Origin of the sequence: Nodularia spumigena CCY9414 (genome assembly GCF_000340565.2) — a bacterium.
GTDB lineage: Bacteria > Cyanobacteriota > Cyanobacteriia > Cyanobacteriales > Nostocaceae > Nodularia > Nodularia spumigena.
The window spans coordinates 2062288-2081585 of the sequence record NZ_CP007203.1; the positions used below are offsets into that span (position 1 = coordinate 2062288).

At 38.9% G+C, this 19298-nt stretch carries 13 protein-coding genes and 1 tRNA gene; 3 read left to right on the top strand and 11 right to left on the bottom strand.

Annotated features, from left to right (window positions below; translation table 11 throughout):
* The coding region (locus NSP_RS26825) for a helix-turn-helix domain-containing protein (protein ID WP_017804006.1) at positions 1-369 on the top strand (369 nt) is incomplete at its 5' end.
* Entirely contained in the window at positions 276-866 is a 591-nt protein-coding gene (locus NSP_RS09220) for an HARBI1 family protein (RefSeq protein ID WP_173403274.1), read from the top strand. The genes NSP_RS26825 and NSP_RS09220, both read left to right, overlap by 94 nt.
* 316 nt (positions 867-1182) lie before the next feature.
* Here the strand turns inward: NSP_RS09220 and NSP_RS09225 are convergent, their stop codons facing one another.
* Positions 1183-2421 (bottom strand): FG-GAP repeat domain-containing protein, encoded by a 1239-nt coding sequence (locus NSP_RS09225; protein ID WP_006199030.1) that lies wholly within the window; start codon positions 2419-2421, stop codon positions 1183-1185.
* A gap of 443 nt (positions 2422-2864) precedes the next feature.
* On the opposite strand from NSP_RS09225, the gene NSP_RS09230 reads away from it, so the two are divergent.
* Positions 2865-4175: an aminopeptidase P N-terminal domain-containing protein gene (locus NSP_RS09230; protein ID WP_006199031.1), complete on the top strand. Its 1311-nt coding sequence runs from the start codon at positions 2865-2867 to the stop codon at positions 4173-4175.
* Positions 4176-4564: 389 nt separating this feature from the next.
* Here NSP_RS09230 and NSP_RS09235 read toward each other — a convergent pair whose 3' ends face one another.
* From NSP_RS09235 to NSP_RS09280, 10 genes are all read right to left on the bottom strand, one after another.
* Positions 4565-5119: a Uma2 family endonuclease gene (locus tag NSP_RS09235; RefSeq protein WP_006199032.1), complete on the bottom strand. Its 555-nt coding sequence runs from the start codon at positions 5117-5119 to the stop codon at positions 4565-4567.
* Between the two features lie 45 nt (positions 5120-5164).
* Positions 5165-8410: a type ISP restriction/modification enzyme gene (locus NSP_RS09240; protein ID WP_017804007.1), complete on the bottom strand. Its 3246-nt coding sequence runs from the start codon at positions 8408-8410 to the stop codon at positions 5165-5167.
* 299 nt (positions 8411-8709) lie between these two features.
* Positions 8710-10596 carry an ATP-dependent zinc metalloprotease FtsH2 gene (ftsH2, locus tag NSP_RS09245; protein WP_006199059.1) on the bottom strand — a complete coding sequence of 629 codons (1887 nt, stop codon included), beginning with the start codon at positions 10594-10596 and terminating at the stop codon, positions 8710-8712.
* Between the two features lie 480 nt (positions 10597-11076).
* Positions 11077-11571 carry a hypothetical protein gene (locus NSP_RS09250; RefSeq protein WP_173403275.1) on the bottom strand — a complete coding sequence of 165 codons (495 nt, stop codon included), beginning with the start codon at positions 11569-11571 and terminating at the stop codon, positions 11077-11079.
* Positions 11572-11855: 284 nt separating this feature from the next.
* Entirely contained in the window at positions 11856-13301 is a 1446-nt protein-coding gene (gene gltX / locus NSP_RS09255) for a glutamate--tRNA ligase (RefSeq protein ID WP_006199061.1), read from the bottom strand.
* Between the two features lie 150 nt (positions 13302-13451).
* Positions 13452-13525 (bottom strand) — tRNA-Asp (locus NSP_RS09260).
* Positions 13526-13665: 140 nt separating this feature from the next.
* Positions 13666-15168 (bottom strand): serine/threonine protein kinase, encoded by a 1503-nt coding sequence (locus tag NSP_RS09265; RefSeq protein WP_017804008.1) that lies wholly within the window; start codon positions 15166-15168, stop codon positions 13666-13668.
* Between the two features lie 783 nt (positions 15169-15951).
* Positions 15952-17136, bottom strand: coding sequence for an esterase-like activity of phytase family protein (locus NSP_RS09270; RefSeq protein WP_017804009.1), 1185 nt, complete (start codon positions 17134-17136; stop codon positions 15952-15954).
* A 317-nt stretch (positions 17137-17453) separates the two neighbouring features.
* On the bottom strand, positions 17454-17999 hold the full coding sequence (locus tag NSP_RS09275; RefSeq protein ID WP_017804011.1) for a DoxX family protein: 546 nt from the start codon (positions 17997-17999) through the stop codon (positions 17454-17456).
* A 21-nt stretch (positions 18000-18020) separates the two neighbouring features.
* Positions 18021-19286, bottom strand: coding sequence for an NAD(P)/FAD-dependent oxidoreductase (locus tag NSP_RS09280; protein ID WP_006198666.1), 1266 nt, complete (start codon positions 19284-19286; stop codon positions 18021-18023).
* Between the last annotated feature and the right edge of the window lie 12 nt (positions 19287-19298).

The window sequence follows — 19298 nt, forward strand, 5'->3', positions numbered from 1 at the left end:
AATAATCCCCAGGAAGCACAGCGTTTAGTAGGGCTGAAATATGAACAGTTGCAGGAACTTTTAGACAAAGCCATTAAACTGCACAATCATAAACGAGAATTGCTTGAAGATAGAAAAGTGAGAATTATTCTGGGTGGAGGTGGTCGCAGACCAAAATTATCACCATCGGAGCAAATAATTCTCACCCTAACATATTTACGACATTTAACCACATTTCAACTATTGGGTATTCAATTTGGCGTGAGTGAAACAACTGCAAATGATACGTTTAACTATTGGTTGCCATTATTGGGAGAATTATTACCACCAAGTTTAGTAGAACAGGTAAAAAAAACTCCAGTGACTATGAAATTGTTAAAGAAGTTTTAACAGACTTTGAACTAATCGTAGATAGCTATGAACAGCCCATAGAAAGACCTTCAGAGTATCAACAGCAGGAAAAATATTACTCAGGTAAGAAGAAAATGCACACTAGAAAAAGTCAATTAATTGTTCTGCCTAATGGTAGAGATATTGTTGATGTAGTAGCTGGTGAGCCAGGACGAAAAAGTGACATAAATTTATTTCGGGAAAATAAAAATGGGTTTGAAGAGAAACAAAAATTTTCCGGTGACAAAGCTTACCAAGGAGAGAAATCAATTAAAACACCTGAAAAAAAGCCTAGAAAAAAAGAATTAAGTTCTGAACAAAAAATTCAAAATAAAGAACTGGCATCAGAGCGCATATTTGTAGAACATTTAATTCGTTTAGTGAAGATATTTAGAGTAGCTCAAGAAAGATTTAGATTAAATTCCTCTAAATACGAGCAGATAATTATGACTATTTGTGGACTCGTTAGATTACGCATTGGCACATTTATTTTGTAACTATAAAAACTTGAAATTATTTATAATAAAATTACCTCAAAGAGATCCTACTTTTGGCTAATTACCAACAACACGCATTTCTAACACCTATTCTACCGTAGAATCTCAGGATATTTGCAGTTAGCGATCGCTCACCAAAAATATCGTAACTGCAAGGGTTTGATAGTTTTCGGAGATGTCTAATAAATCTTGATTAATAAAAGACCCCACCCCTAACCCCTCCGGTGCAAGCGAGGAGGGGAAAAAGAGTACAGGGGTTTAATATGTAATTACACTGGGTTTATACTCAGCACTCAGCGCTTTCAAAAGCACTCATCTAGGCGGTAAACCATTCTGGAGAAAGTCTATTTTCTTCGGCGATAAAAGACTCAGTTGCTGTTGTGCCATTCATCGACCAAATTCTATCTACACCTGTTTGTTGGTCGCGCCAGTAAATGTCAGTTGTGCCATTACCATCGAAGTCACCCAATGATGGGGTCAAACCAGGAGCAATGCTAGGTAGGAAAGCTTCAGTACTGACTGCTGTGCCATCCATTAACCAGGCGGTGTTCTCACCAGTTACCTGATTATTCCAGAAGATATCTGTCTTACCATCGCCATTGAAGTCACCAATGGAAGATGTCCAGGATGAGTCTCGTGTTGCTAGCGCACCTTCAGTGACAAAAATACCATTCATTGTCCAAATCTTGTTCTCGCCTGTTTCTGCATTGCGCCACAGCAGGTCAGTTCTAAAGTCGCCGTTGAAATCACCAAGGGTAAAGTCCCAAGATGGGTCTTGCGATTGCAGAGCAAATTCGGATTTGTTAGTCCCATCCATGAACCAAACTTTGTTTTCACCAGTTGTTTGATTGCGCCAGAAGACATCACTTTTGCCATTACCGTCAAAATCTACAATGGTGGGAGCAAATAATGCGTCTGTGGTTTCTAGAACGGTTGCGTCAACAACTGTAGTACCATCCATTGTCCAAATAGCATTTTGACCGCTTTGGTTACTATGCCAGAAAATATCGGTTTTGCGATCGCCATTGAAATCGCCAATGCTAGCTGTCCAATTGGGGTCAACTGATTCGAGTGCAAGTGTATTAGCAACTCTTGTGCCATCCATTAGCACAATGCGATTATCGCCTGTTGTCTGATTACGCAACAAGAAGTCAGTCTTACCATCACCGTTGAAGTCGGCAATTTTGTAAGACATCGATGATAGGTCATATTGACCGAGGGAAGCTTCTTCAATAATCCTGGTTCCATCCATTAGCCGAACGATGATTTCACCTGTTTCAGCATTTACCCAAAGTTTATCTGTTTTGCCATCACCGTTGAAATCAGGAACTATCGCCGCACTGGTTAAGTAAGGATTAGGGTTGGGGTTTGATCCTCCAAATAAATTGGGAATTGTGGCTGTACTGTTGAATTGGGAGGAACTACTACTACTTGGTAAAGTAGTACTTAATTCTGAGGAAGAATCAGATAATAAAAACGCTGATTTTGCCAAAGAATTATCAAATGCTTTCTTTATTGTTTGCTCAAACACAGAGGAACTTTGCTGTCCAAACATAGTGTATTTTTATGACTTGTTGTCATATAAGTTTTACCTTTTTTGTTTAATCGGTTTCTGTTATTTCAATACCTTTTTTGTAATTTAAATATTTCTTTATGAACCTTTATTTTTAATAATTGTCACTTTTCTCAGACATTTCTAGGTTTACTTAACCAATTTATGGAAGTAAATTATCAGGATTTATAGACAATGTATAATATATATTTAGTCGCATTAATTATCATGAAAAATCTATATTTAACTAGCGCTAAATTGTGAGAGAATACTGTTATTATGAATACATTATAAAACTTTGATTGAATTGATCACAGATGTTGATAGGGTTATAAGTGATTAATGGCATAAATATTGTTTAAAATAATTGTAATTAGCAACAACATTCCCCAGTCTACAGTTGCCTAAAGTGTAGAATAATACTAAAATTAACAAATTGATTAGCTATGCAAGCAGAATATCAGCAGCGTCGTGAAAAGTTAATGGCAAAAATTGGTAATGGTACGGCGATTTTTCGCAGTGCGCCAATGGCAGTCATGCACAATGACGTGGAATATACTTATCGTCAGGACAGTGATTTTTTCTATCTGACTGGGTTTAATGAACCCCAAGCTGTAGCAGTATTAACGCCACACCATCCAGAACATCGGTTTGTGTTGTTTGTCCAACCGAAGAACCGAGAAAAGGAAGTTTGGACTGGTTATCTTTGTGGAGTAGATGCAGCCAAGGAAATGTATGGTGCTGATGCAGCTTACCCAATTGCTGAACTCGATGAAAAGTTACCCCAATATTTGGAAAAAGCCGATCGCATTTACTATCATTTAGGACGCGATCGCACTTTTAATGATAAAATCCTCACACATTACCAAAGTTTACTGCGGACATACCCCAAGCGTGGCATAGGCCCCACTGGCATCGAAGATACTGGAACCATCCTCAGCAGCATGAGATTGGTAAAAAGTCAACCTGAATTGCAATTGATGCGTCAAGCTGCCGACATCGCCGTGGAAGCACACAATCGCGCTAGGGAATTTACCGCACCCGGACGTTATGAGTACGAAATCCAGGCGGAAATAGAACATACCTTTAAGTTACGCGGTGGGATGGGGCCAGCTTATCCTTCCATTGTCGCTTCTGGGGTGAATGCCTGTGTATTACATTACATCGAAAATCATCGGCAAATGCAGGATCAGGAATTACTGCTGATTGATGCTGGTTGTGCTTATGGTTATTACAACTCTGATATTACCCGGACATTTCCAGTAGGGGGTAAGTTTACACCAGAACAAAAAACATTGTATGAGATTGTTTTAGAGGCTCAAAAACAGGCGATCGCCCAAGTAAAACCCGGTAATACTTTTAACGCAGTTCACGATGCTGCCGTGCGTGTCATCACTGAAGGATTAGTAGAAATTGGTATCCTCAAAGGTGAAATTGACAAGTTAATTGAGGAAGAAAAATATAAACCTTATTATATGCACCGCACCAGCCATTGGTTAGGTTTGGATGTTCATGATGTGGGTGTTTACCAACACGGTGAAGATAAACCGCAGATTTTGCAAGCTGGACAGGTGTTAACTGTGGAACCGGGAATTTATATAGTTCCAGATACCAAACTAGCAGAAGACCAACCAGAAACAGACCCGCGCTGGGTAGGTATTGGGATTCGCATTGAAGATGATGTTTTGGTAACGCCTACAGGCCATGAAGTTTTAACGGCTGGGGTTCCCAAAGAAGTGGCGGAAGTGGAAAGATAAAATCAATGGGATGGTTTACAGTTATCAGTTAAGAGCAAGTCCTAAGTTGACAATTTCATAGACAAAACTATACTTATATTGACAAAAATCAATATATATTTTAGGAAAAAATCAACTACTTGATATATAATACGGTGATATCAAGTATTGAATTGAGACTATTGCCGACGCGAAAACCAAGCAATGATGGTGGTAGCCTTTTTCAGAAACTTAATTGGAACACAATCGCGTCTGGCTAAGGCGTGAAAGTCTACTGAGGGATAACTGCTCCCATGCTCCCGTTGAAGTAGAAAGTAAAGTCCAGTTTTGTCTAGGTTTTATATAGCAGGGATAACTTGTTAACAGTTAACAGTTAACAGTTAACTGTTAACTGTTAACTGTTAACTGATTTAATTGCGATCGCATATCTGTTCTACAGAAATAGAAATATCTGGAAATGCCAGAGGTTGAATTGTTCCTGTAGTCAAGGTTTGTTTTGTCGCGTATTCTCCATCTAGGATGTCTCTAAACACCACTAAATGTAACTTTTTGAGATTTACAACCCAATACTCTAAAATACCTGCTGCGGCGTAGATTTTGGATTTTAGTGCTAAATCTTTCTCTAAACTAGAGTTAGCATACTCAATTAACCAAAAAATATTTTCTGGATAGGGATGATGTTCTCGATACTCCCGTCCTAAACTTTGGACAATGGCTAAATCAGGTTCGGGTTCCGAGTCGTTGGGTAGGGTAATGGGTTTAGCTTGACGTATCGTGGCACGTGTGCCTAACAAATTTGTGAGATACTGACCCGCTTCATGGCTACAATAAGCATGGGGTTCTCCTTCTGGCGACATTTCAACAATTTCTCCTTCCAATAATTCCACCTTGCGATCATCTAAAATACCAGAGTCAATCATGCTGTGATATTCGTCAATCGTCCACTTAGCCACAATCACGTTCATGATGATTGATTCCTCCCAATCATACTTTTAAAACATCTTCTTATCTTATTTTATCGGGAAATCAGGAATTAAATTATCAATTTCCTGCATTAAGCGCAAAGTTTCTGTTAAAGCAACAACGATTTTTTGATAATGAATAATTTCATCATCAGATAATACACGATTCGCATTTTTTCGATCTTTCAACCATTTATCTAATACTTGATATCCACCTATTTTAAATTCCCAAATATGTTGAGTAATATCTGTAAAATAACTCTGTTTATTGATATATACTCTTTGCAGTTCTGAATTATAAGTTACTTCACTAACTTGGTTATTTCCCTCATTTGCAAATGTGGTAATTAAATTGTTCAGTGTGGTAGATTTCATTAAATGTAAATTTACTAATTTTTCTCCTTTTTCAGCTAATGAGTCAAACAGTTTTTGATTACTGGTTAAGGGAAGACGAGGAAAATCTATTTTTAGAAATTCAGCGTATCTGCTGCGATAATTGGGACTGTGAAAAATAGCATAAGCATAGTAAAATATTGCTTCTGGGGTTGGTGTTTTACCCAGTTTATGTTTTATGGTTTCTAAAAATTTTGGGGATAAATTAGAAGTTTTTTCTATAAATAGGTTCGTTTGTTGATTTCCCGTATTTGGGTAAATGTAGAGAGGGAAAACACTTGGTCTTCCTCTATTACTAAAAAAACTACGATTATCCACTATATGATTACAAACCATAAAATGTGTATATTGATTATCTCCTGAAGCTACTTGTCTCATCGCCAATAGTCCCAGGTTATCTTGTATTAAATTTGTTAAAACTTTTTCTTGCATTCTTCTAAGAATGCTATGAAAATATGTGAATCTTATATCAAATGGTCTATAATATATTCTTTTAATTAGATGATCTTGCATTCCATCTTTGATGATCAATAATCGAGATTTAAAAAAATTCCAGTTAGAAGAATCTCCAATTTTATAAATATCAGCTATGTCTTTATCAGAAATTTTAGGGTCAGCTAATTTTTTAATAAATTCTTGAAGTTGATTTTTTTCAAAATCAACTAAAACATCATCTTTTCCCGTTTCTATGACGTTGGAATAGACTAAAAATATATCTTGAATATTCCAATAATTTTTATATTCTTTCTCTGTATCTAAAGAATAATTGATAGCTGTAAAAAAGTAATTAGGTGCTGTTGGTTGTAACTCTATCCAATCAACATTATTTAAATTTGCAGATTCCAAAAACCGATATTTATCTTCACGACTTCCCCAGAGGTCATAATACCAGACCTTTGCCATTTCCTTCACACCATCTCTGGATTTATAAGCAGTGGAAAAATAATCAGGTTCGCTTTTTTCCCGCACAGCAATTAAAATCGCTACCCCCTGCTGAATATCAAAGACATTTTGATCAACATTTCCCTCTGGTGTAGTTTCTTTTAATAAAGAATTACCATGCAAATCCATGATATATAATGTATCAAAATACTTTAATAACTCCTCTCTCATCCCCCGATGAATTAAACCATTGAGATAGGAATGATTAGTAATAAAACCAATAATCCCATAACCTTTGGGTGTTTTCTGAATTTGATATTGAGCAAAACGAATAAATTTAATATAATCATCATCCAAAGGTTGAATATTCTTTTCTTTTTCTAACCTAACTCTACCTTTATATAATTCCAGAAGTTCGCCAATATGGGTTAATTCAGTAATAGTTTTACCTGCTTTTCCAGTTTTATATTTCTTATTCCAAGCTGAACCAGTATATTCAACATCAGCCAAATATCTCTCATCTTGATTTAAGATTCTTTTGCGTTTACTCGCATTTTGGGAACTAACAGAATAAGGAGGATTTCCTAATACCACCATTACCGGAACTTCTGTTTTCACTTTTCCCGCTTGACTGGATTCTTCAGCAATAATTTGGGTAATACCAGGAATTAAATCACCTTGTTTTATTCCTTCCTCTAACGCATTAGTTAAATAAACTTTTAATCTTTCTTCTGGGGCGAATTTATAACCTAAATCTCCTAATAATAACCCTAATTTTAAATGTGCTATGGTATAAGGAGTCATTAATAACTCAAAACCAAATAGACGATTTATAAGTTTCGCATCTCTTAAAAAAGTATTCCATTTATCAATTCCATATTTAGAAACATTATCCCGAATTTGTTTAATAACTGCATATAAAAAAGTTCCGGTTCCGGTTGCGGGGTCAAGAATTGTAACTTTACGATTTCCTAAACCATGTTGTAAATCAAAAATTTCTTCATTCACTAAAATATCATTAACAGCACGAACGATAAAATTAACTACAGGTTCAGGAGTGTAATAAACTCCGCGACTTTTTCTTAATTTAGCTTCATAAGCTGCTAAAAATGTTTCATAAAAGTGAATAACTGGGTCTTCTGTGCGGGTTTCTTGTCCAAATGTTTCTAAAATATTGGTCATGTCAACTGTATTTAATAATTCTACTAAATTTTCAATTGACTTGTGAATTTTGCTCACGCTATCAGTAGCAATAACTATATCGAATAAACCTTTTAAAAAAGGGATTCTATCACTAATATAAATACTTGCTGTTGTGCGGTTGAATGTAAATTGTCCAGGGTTTTGTGCGTGACCAATTCTAGCAGTAAATAAACCATAAGCAATGGTTTGAGCATACATATCAGCAAAACTTTGATTATCTATATCCAGAATCAATATTTGTTTAAATGTTTCTTTTAATTTATTTAATTCTTCGGTGTTTGCTTCTATATTTAAAGTTGAGAAAATCGCATTTCTAATAGTCTTAGTATAAGCTGCCATTTCTTTAGCCAAATCATAATAGTTATTAATATCTTTGGCTTTTTGATCAATAAATAATTGCAGTAATTCTGCAATGGGTTGTAAATCATCAACTAGGATAATTTCACCTTGTTCTAAATCAGCTAATTTAGCAATTTTTTCACATTCTCCATCTACATACCAATGAAATTCGAGATAATTAGTTAAAATTAAGTTATAACCAATGTTTGATTCTAGATAACGTTTGAGTTGTTCTGTTTTTTCGGTTTTAGCTAAATCAACATTAATATCTTTAGCTTCTATATATCCTAAAACTCGATCATTTTTTCTGATAGTGAAATCAGGAATACCTTCTTGATTACCTTTTTCTTCAATTCTGGCATTAATTCCAATCATTAAACCTTCAATCAGTCGTTGTAAACTGGGGTAATGACTGCGTTCTCCACCGCGTTTAATATTGGTTTGTAGGTCTTGGATATAGTTGATAAATTCAGTCATGGGTAGTAGGACAGGATAGATTATTTGTAATAATTCAGAGTAATTATTTTAAAGTACGAATAAACTATTATATAGCCAATCCTATTTGATTTATTAATTTATCGTTAGTAGTATTGTAGGGTGCGTTAGGATGAAATCCGTAACGCACCAAAGCCTTAAGAATGGTGCGTTACGCTGCGCTAACACACCCTACTGCTTGTACCTCACTTGAAACAGATGTGTTTAATTGATTAGTTATTAGTAAAAAAAATAGGGATGGTATCAACCATCCCCATTAATCTCAAATTCAATTCAAAACTTTACAGTTGTGGTACAAACTGATTTTTTTCAGGGACTTCAGCGTACTCAGCGACAATTTGGCGGAATTCTTCGCCGTCAATGGTTTCTTTTTCGATGAGCAAATCTACTAGGCGATCGCAGACAGTACGATGATCACGCATAATTTGTTTAGCGTTGTCGTAGCACTTTTCTACAATTTCGCGGACTTGAGCATCAATGCGAGCCGCAATGGATTCAGAATATTCAGAGCGGGTTGTCCAATCACGACCTAAGAATACTTCACCTTGTTGGCTTTCCAAGGATAGAGGTCCTAAGTCGGACATCCCGAACCGAGTCACCATTTGGCGAGCCATTCCGGATAATTGCTGTAAATCTCCACCTGCGCCAGTTGTGACTTCCGCAGCGCCAAACACCACTTCTTCAGCAGCGCGTCCACCTAACGCACCAGTAATTCTGGCTTTGAGTTGAGAACGGGAAATTAATCCTTGTTCTTCATCAGGAGTAAACCAAGTTAAACCCTGTGCTTGTCCGCGTGGGATGAGAGTGACTTTCTGTACGGGGTCATGTTCTTTTAACAAAGTCCCGACTAAAGCGTGTCCGATTTCATGGTAAGCAATCAAGCGCTTGCTCTTGCTGTCTACCAAAGGAGTACCTTCCATACCCGCCACGACTCTATCCACTGCATCATCAATTTCGCGGATAGTAATGCCTTCTTTACGTCTTCTGGCGGTGAGAATTGCGGCTTCGTTGAGCAAGTTAGCTAAATCAGCACCAGTGAAACCAGGAGTCCGACGAGCGATCGCATCTAAAGATACACTAGGGTCAAGCTTCTTATTCCGGGCGTGAACTTGTAAGACTTCCAAACGTCCTTTAATATCAGGTGCATCAACAGTGATTTGGCGGTCAAAACGACCGGGACGCAACAATGCTGAATCTAGGACATCAGGACGGTTGGTAGCAGCAATAATAATAATGCCTGTATTACCTTCAAAGCCATCCATCTCGGTGAGCAATTGGTTGAGGGTTTGCTCTCTTTCGTCATTACCGCCACCAATCCCAGCGCCTCTTTGCCGTCCCACAGCGTCGATTTCATCAATAAAGATGATACAGGGAGCGTTATCTTTCGCTTTCTTGAACAAATCGCGGACACGGGATGCACCCACACCCACGAACATTTCCACAAATTCTGAACCAGAAATACTAAAGAAAGGTACACCAGCTTCCCCAGCGATCGCTTTAGCTAGTAAAGTTTTACCAGTTCCTGGAGGTCCAATTAACAACACGCCTTTGGGAATGCGTGCGCCTACAGCAGTAAACCTTTCAGGCTGTTTCAGGAAAGTAACAACTTCTTGCAGTTCTTCTTTAGCTTCTTCAATACCTGCTACATCGTCAAATTTGACTCCGGTTTTCGCGTCCATTTGGAAACGAGCCTTAGATTTGCCAAAGTTCATCGCTTGACCAGGACCACCGGGCATATTGCTAGAGCGACGGAACAAAAAGAACAATCCAGTAATCAATAAAATTGGAAAAATGAGATTCCCCAACAGTCCCCAGATAGCGCCATCATTACGCATGGGGTGGGCATCAAAACTAATGTTTTTTTCTTTGAGCTTGCTAATTAACTCAGGAGAATTAATTGGCAGATCCACCCGCCACCGTTGGACATTATTTTCGATATCTTGATCGCTTGCTTGTACAATTGCTGTCCTACCGCCTTCATACAGATCCACACTGTTAACACGGTCAGCGTCCAAGTATTCCAGAAAGCGGCCATAGGTCATGCGGGTATTGGCTGCATTTCTACTCATGTCAGCAGGAGCGCCAGCAAAGGCCCCTTGCCAGAAGAAAAAGCCAATTACCAAAGCAGGCAATGTCCAGAGTACCGCGACTCTCCAGGAGAATTTCATTTTAATTTGCCTCTAGATGCCAATACAATTAACCATCTCTAGAAACCGATGATCCGATCACCTGTGACTAGATGAGGTGTGCCATTTTGTTTAATTTGATCTTTGATCCTAAATCGCTATAGAGCCAATAGGGCATTACGGCGATGTCAAAAAGTATCTTAATTAAAGTTAACTTAATTTTAATACAACTTTGCACCAGAAGTGAAGGAACCGAGGAGAAGAAAAGACGGGCAAAATACCCAGAATAACTATCCCTAGGTCATTGCAGCCTTTCTACAGCACTCAAAAAATTACCAAATTCTGAGTTGAGAATGGAAACTTGCTTGTTTTCAACTTTCTAATATTCCTCATTTTTCTAGTAAAGAAGCGATTTAGGGACTTCCCAAATCAAAAAATATCCCAAAAATTATTGTCGAGCGGGCAAGATGCCCATCCCACAATTGGGAATAATTTATTTTCTGTTGTTGCCTGATCCCATCTCTACTGAACTTGTGTAATTTTTAACGTATAAGGAAAATACTTATCTTTTTCGTATGAACCCAGCCAAATTTGGTAAATTCCGGGTAGCCATTCCCCCACTATGCCGGGATTTTTACCCTCAAAATCGTCATTACACCAAGTTCCGCCAGGGCCTTTGACAATCATAGTGGTATCTTGAGGACTTTCTACCACTAATTTCAGGTACTCAAATGCACTTGTTAATTTGAATGTATGTCCTGGGGTTTTATCTACAAATCCGGTACATGGGCCTGTGGGTGTTTCCGAGCGCCCAGCCACTGTGTTTCCTCGTACTGAGCCGCCACTCATGCCTCGAACTGTCAAAGGATCGGGAGAAAATTGTTGGTTAATAGTCATGTCTCCAAATATCGGTGACGCTTCTTGAGCATCAGCTACGGCATGAATTCCCGATGTGATGCCGAGCGTAACTATCATCAACGATAATTTTATCCCTTGGTTTAGCGCTATTTTCGACATTGTGGTTACATAATTTGCTCAGTGTTTTTTCAAGACACGAATTTTACACAGCAAGTTCCCAGGATGAGAGAAATTGACTAACCATTTTAGGCGTTGCTGAATCAAAGTATGAAATGCCAAAATCACCTTTATTTTTCTTAGTTCCTTTGCGCCTTTGCGCCTTTGCGTGACACTAATTCATATCTCAATTCAGCAACGCCCTATTTTAGATGCTGTGCAGGTGATAATTCATGAGGAAAAACTATGAAAAATTTCTCGTCTTCTTGTCCCCTTTTCCCAAGTCGCTAATTTGCAGCAGCGATCGCTTTATTTAAACGGAGCTTGTCTAAACTAATCTGATTCAGGAGTAACCAAGATTGAATCAAATCGGGGCCATGAACATCTCCAGTTAAAGCGGCTCTAAGCGATCGCATCACTAAGCCTTTCTTCAGTTTTTGCTCTTTTACCACCTGTTTAATGATATCTTGGGCGGCTGCTTCAGAAAATTCGGGTTGATTCTCCAAAGCTGTGAGAATTGCCTGAAGCGCAACGGCGGAACCTTCTTTTTGCAGTTGTTCCCTACCTTCTGCGCTAAATTCCACTGTTTCGGTGAACAAAGGTTGACTCATGTCTACAGCATCTACCAGACGAGTTAAACTCTGACTGATTAAAGTGACTAACTGCTCTAACCAGGGGCGTTCTCGTCCACCTGCAAAGGTAAATCCCGCCTCTTCCCAAAAAGGGATGATTAAATCTGTCAGTTTATCTATGGGCATATGATGCAGATACTGACTATTCAACCAATCCAATTTTGCCCAGTCAAATTTAGCTCCGGCTTTGTTCACACGCTCAAAGCTAAAGTTTTTCGCTGCGGTTTCTAATGTAAAAATTTCTTCAGTGGAGTCTGGGGGCGACCAACCCAGCAAGGTCATGTAATTTACTAAAGCTTCCGCAGTGAACCCCATTTTCTGAAAATCAGTAATAGAAGTAACTCCATCCCGTTTAGAAAGCTTGCGCCCTTCCATATTCAAAATCAGAGGCGTGTGGGCAAATTCGGGAATTTTTGCGCCTAAAGCTTCATATAACAGAATTTGCTTGGCGGTGTTGGCGATGTGGTCTTCTCCCCGGATGACATGGGTAATTTGCATATCTATGTCATCAATGACAACGACAAAGTTGTACAGTGGTTGACCAATACCAGCTTCTGAGGCGCGGGCGATGACCATATCACCACCAAGATCACTACCTCGCCAAGTCATTGTTCCCCTTACTAGGTCATTCCAGACAATTTCGCGTTCATCGGGAATTTTGAACCGAATTACACAGCTGCGCCCTTCGGCTTGGAATGCTGCTTCTTGTTCTGGTGTGAGGTTACGGTGGCGGTTGTCGTAGCGGGGAGCTTCGTTTCTGGCTTTTTGTCTTTCTCGTAATGCTTCTAGTTCTTCTGAGGTAGTGTAGCAGCGATAAGCTAATCCTTGTTCTAGAAGTTTTTCTACCGCCTCTTTATACATATCCAGGCGTTGGGATTGGAAAAATGGTCCTTCATCCCAGTTCAACCCCAGCCAGCGAAATCCAGCCAGAATATTTTCAGTATATTCGGGACGCGATCGCTCTAGGTCTGTGTCTTCAATGCGTAGAATAAACTGACCACCGTGGTGGCGGGCAAATAACCAGTTAAATACAGCAGTTCTGGCTGTACCAATATGTAAATTACCAGTTGGACTTGGTGCAATACGGACTCTAACAGTCACAATTAATTCTCTCTTTCACAAAGCATGATCAATTTAGCTTATCCCAAGCCTTGAATCCTGAGTTAAAGGACTAAGGACTATAGATAGATATCCCCAGACAGATATATATTATCTGCTAGGGAATGGAAAAATTATTACTCGGAATTATAACGGGACTGACGGGGCTCGAACCCGCAACTTCCGCCGTGACAGGGCGGTGCTCTAACCAATTGAACTACAGTCCCTTGATTTCCAACTTTACTATCGTCTCTGTTTTTCCGCGATTTGTCAAGTCTTTTTTGGGAAAAAACCAAAATTTTTATTTCGGCTTTTTGCAAATATATTTTCTAGCTTAACTTAACACAAAATTTTAGCACTGCCTAGCTTAGGGCTGGAATGCCATTTTTTGTTCCAACCGGGCTTGCATCTGTTTATAATGTTGCTTTAAAAGATTTTTGCTCACATGAGCTTGAGATGAGGGTGGTAGAGTTTGACTGTGTTCTACCCAGGCTTTCAACATTTGTTGCTGATGCAGATCGATATCGCTGCTGAGAACCCTGGTACAGGCGTGGGGTGGTTCTAGGGTAAAGCAAATTACAGGATAACGTTGATGCTTGGCTAATGAATACACCAGTTGATGATTTTGGGGATTTTGCATATCTAGGTAACAAGGTAACCACTTCAAACCCATTGCTGGAGTATAGATGACTGTCACCCACAGCAGCATCGGATGAGGAGATGAGAGCCAGATAAACTGGTTGCGAAGTTTACCAACCGCACGTTTATGGATTTCTTGTTGTGACAACATTAAACATATTGTTGGTACACTTTCGGGTGCGGTATCTAGAAGATGAGGAAATACAATTTCCTGGATAGGTTTGTTTTTCGGCCATGTAACTTGCCAACATTTTTTTTCTATGGCTGGCGATAACCGCGAAACTACAGGTTTGTTCGCGGTGGATTTAGGTGCTAGAGTGGAATGCGAATCAGGAGAGATGGATTTTTCTAAACTGTCTAAGACTTGCAATATTGCTGTCATGTTTTCGGGGCGATCGCTTGGTTTTTTCGCCAGACAAGCCATGATTAAATCATTGATCTGTGGAGGTAGCTTGAGTTGGGGTTTCACATCGGCGATCGCTCGCGGCGCTTCAAAATGATGTGCTTTATACCAAGCGCCAAATAAATTTGTTTCTGGCTTCCAAGGTTTAGCGCCTGTCAGCATTTCAAACATCATCACACCCAAACTATAAATATCAGAGCGACTATCTAATTTTCCACCTTCTAATTGTTCTGGAGAAGAATAGGCCAAAGTCCCATGAAACCCGTTATTTTTTGTGGCTTTGGCGGCATCATTTAAAAATTTCGCTATCCCAAAATCCAGGATTTTTACTAATTCTCCTAATATCGGATCAGGTACAACTAAGATATTAGCAGGTTTGATATCTCTATGAACTAAAGGACAAATTTTACCCTCTACATTAATACCTTGATGAGCGCATTGCAAACCCAAGCAAATTTGTCGTGTAAGATGTAAAAATTTGGGCAAAGACATGGGAATTAAATCCTTTAAAGTTTTCCCATCGACATATTCCATAACATAGAAAGGTTTCCCGGATTCACTAACACCATAATCATGCGCCCGCACGATATGTATGCTTTTTTGACTCAATGCTGCACTCACCAGGGCTTCATGAATAAAATCTTGTTTCATTTTGGCGCTGGAAACAGTTTGAGACAGGAATTTAACAGCAACGGGTATTCCACCTAGCAAAATATCATCAGCTAAAAAAACTTCGCCCATTCCCCCTGTAGCGATCAAGCCCTTAATCAGATAACGCTGGGCAAGTAAAGCTGTATTATGTGAAGAAGCAAATGCACTTTGATTCACTTTTTAAACCTCTTTTATCGCCACACTTTTAAATAATATAATAATTTCCATTATATTATTTTCTACTGGTTTCCATTCCCATATAATTTTTGCAAAACTTTACATAATAAAGTTGCTCACCAAGTTTTCACATCTGCGGTTGTTTAAAATTTTGCCAATATAAACCTCTTTGTCGGTTTCTGGCTTGGGCATATTTGGAAATTTTACGCTATGAAATAATTGCTTAACTCCAAATTATATCAGTGTCTGTGAATATTTGTTGCTGCTTTTGGCAAGAGTTATTAAATATTATCTAAACATATAGGACTCCTATTTGATTTCTGTTGGCGTAGCCTGCGCTTTGCGCTTACAACTCAAAAAGCTGTTTCCCACTCCCCCGGTTACTGAGCGCAGTCGAAGTAACTCCCCACGGACCACCTACGCAAGTAAGTATGGCTACGCCACGCAAGCTATCAAAAATCAAAGCGGATTACTATATTTATTTTAAAAAACCTATGAGGAGATTTACTGAACCTATCAACAAACCAAAATAACTTGGTTATCAATCAGGACTTACGCAACAATTGCCAAAAATCTTGATTTATCTAACCGCCTTCGCGCAGCGTATGCCCCCAGGGCTTTAGTCGCCCGCGCGCAGCGATGCCCGCAAGGGCTGTAGAACGCCAATAAAACGTAAATTATGCGTAAGTCCTATCAATAACAGTGTATTTACGGTAATTGATTAATATAACAACTATAAGATTTTCCAGTTAAATTATTTACCATAACCTGGATTATGGGTGTTTAAAACTGTAAACTAGGAATTAAACGGCGTAATAATCTGATAATTGGTGATTCTATTTTGATTTTAAAAGCCAGAAATTGATTGCGTTGCAGTGAATGAAAATTGTTATCACTAATCAAGATTAATGAGCGCTGTCCATCAGGTAACCGAAGGCCAAGGGTTAAGCCTTCGATATTGTCTAACAATACATCTAAAGTTCTCAAATCTAATAACAGTTTTTTCTTGACTGGTTTAATGTTCTGGGAGTCAACGGCTAAAAGGCTATCGATATTGTGAATATCATCAGCAGCTTCTAAGGAAATTTGAAATAGGGAAACAGCAAATCCCAAGCCAGTAAAAGAGCGTTCTATACTCAGGAAGTGTCCTTGATTATCTAAAGCTAGTAAATCAGGTAATCCACTAGCAAACCTACCAGTTATATTCAGGATTTCTGCTACTGGTTCAGTTTTGTACAAAAATTCCTTTTCTGGTAGATTATTGCGGAGATTATACTGCAAAATCCGGGAAGGGCTACCAATATTGGGTTTAGCTGCTGTTCCATCTTGAATTAGAGCATTTTCTGTGGCTGTAAACAAATGCTGATTATCAGGTGTGATGGTGAGACTTTCAAAGGCTAAGTTGTTGCGGATACCCTGTTTAAGGTTTTGATTTGGTAAAAATTTAGTTGGTATGGATAATTTTCTCAGGGTTTTACCAGAAGCGAGGGAGAATTCTTGAATAAAAGGATTAATTAATTGTCTGACATCGCCTTCAGAAGAAATAAAAACAGTATCCTGATTAGTTAAAGCCATCCCCTCGGTATCGGTTTCCCCAGAAGCAAAGGGTTGATTATCTTTATTTAAGAGAGTAGTTACACCCACAGGAACAATATCGCCATTTTGCAGTATACCTTTGCTCAAGTCTATTTTGAGGGTGTAAAATCGGGGGTTAGCTTTTTCTCCCCGGTCATCAGAAATAGCATAATAAAGGTTATTTTTCGCGTCGTAGGTAATTCCAGATAACCCGCCAATTTCTATATTTTCAAAAGTTAATTTTCTGGGTAAAGTGGCTTCACCAATAAACTCGATTTTACTAATTTCTACAGCATTTGTATATAAATTAGCAAATAAGAAGCTGATAATTATTATTGCCATAATAATGTAAAGAATTCGGGGGAAATGTAAAAACTTTTTAATTAGCTTCATATAGTTTTGCTCAATTATACTCAGTTTCGGGAAACCCCACCCCTAACCCCTCCGGTGCAAGCGAGGAGGGGAAATGGATTTCTGGTTAAATTCTGTTTTTAGGACTGGAAAATATCTTTGGTTCAGGATGTGGAGGATGTGTGTACACCTTAGCCTATGAGGAAAGGGAAAAGGAAAAACTTTTGTTGCTGAAATGGGGAAAGTTCAAAGACGTAAATGTAGGTTGGATTGAGGTTTTGGGAAACCAAACTTTACCCAATATTTGCTGTTCTTTGTTGGGTGGCGCTATAACCCAACCTACTTTTTGAGTGGGAAAATTAGCGGAGGTAGGAACGATTTTGTCTGCGGCGTTTTTTCCCAAGTTTGTGGAAGAATAAAGTGAAGCTGTTGGTATTTTGTTGGTTAGGTTTTGCAGAGTTTGCACTGGTTTGTTTGTTTTTTCTCCAATGATCGAGGGAGTAAATATTGAAGCTGTTTCCAGCTAATAAAATAAACAGCACGAGTGCATAACTCAACATTGATGTAGCCGCACCCCAATTTTGGATTGAGGTAACGCCCATTTTCAAGATGATCATGAGGATAAATGTGGCGATGAGGGCGCTGCGAGTTGCTAAACCGATGGTGATTAATACTCCCACGATTAATTCGACGGGGGGAACAAGGTAGGAGTTAATTCTAACGAGAAATTCGGGAAAATAAGAATCTTTTAGTTGTTCGACTATACCTTCTGCAAATCCTGGAATATCGAAGATGCGGGTAAATCCATGATTAAAGTAATTGACACCAATGAGAATTCGCAGCAATAAATAAGCGATCGCAATATCTTGGGGTTTGAGTTTAATATCAGTTTTATAATCATTCATGGCGGTGATTTCAAATTATGATTAATAAATGGGCAAAATTAACCGCACGGCGCGATCGCCTAATAAATAGGTATAAAGCCAAGTGAGTAAAACTAGCAAGCGACTACGATATCCAGGTAAATATACCAGATGAACGCCTAACCAAATTACCCAAGGTAAGAAGCCTGTAAATGCAAAGTTACCAATTTTTCCTACCCCAGAATAACAGCCAATAATTGCTAATCTACCTTTATTAAAATAACTAAAGGGTTTTGGTGATTTACCCCGCAGCTGTTGTTGAATATTGCGGGCGACTGTTACACCTTGCTGAAGTGCGACTGGCGCAACCCCAGCTAATGGTTTACCATTTTGCTCTATATAAGCTAAATCCCCAATAGCATAGACGTTGGGTTGTTCTAGTAGTTGTAAGGTGGGATGAACCGATAATTTTCCTTTTTTGGCTGTGGATATTTCCTCTGGTGTTTCGGGAGAGTTGGCTTCTAACCCCGCAGTCCAAATTACTGTTGCGGTGGGAATTATTTCGTTGTTTTGCAGGTGTACAGATTCTTTGGTGACTTGACTAACTCTGGTTTGCAGGTAAACTTCTACACCTAATTGAGTTAATCTCTTGTAAGTATAGACTCCCAGTTTTTTGGGTAGTTCGGCTAAGAGGCGATCGCCTGACTGAATTACAATTAATCTCAGTTGCTGTAAATCTAATGTGGGATAATCCCGGCGAAATTTACCGCGTAGCATTTCTATCAAAGCACCGGCGATTTCTACCCCAGTCGCACCACCACCGACAATGGTAAATGTTAGCAGTTGTTGGCGTATCTCTGGATCAGATTCCTGGCTAGCGAGTTCCAAACAAGCCAGAATCCGGTGGCGTAATTTAATAGCTTCTGCTAAAGTTCTCAGAGAAAAGGCATATTCTGACGCGCCAGTTACACCTAAATACTGAGTTTTGCTTCCAGTTGCTAGTACGAGAAAATCATAGGCGATCGCACAACGATCTGTCTTGACAATCTGGGCTTTAAAATCAATGCGCTGTACCTCCGCCCATAAAAACCGAGTTTTGGGCTTGTGCTGGTGTCGTTTCCCAGAAAATCGCCGGATAATCGTGCGAATAGGGTAAGCAATATATTCTGGTTCTAGTTGACTTGTGGCGACCTGATACAGTAGTGGTACAAAAGTATGATAGTTATGGCGATCGATTAAACAGACATCTGCTCCAGAATTAGCTAAAGATTGAGCAGTTTGCAATCCACCAAATCCAGCGCCAACTATGACAATGCGGGGAGTTTGCAACTTTCCTCTCCT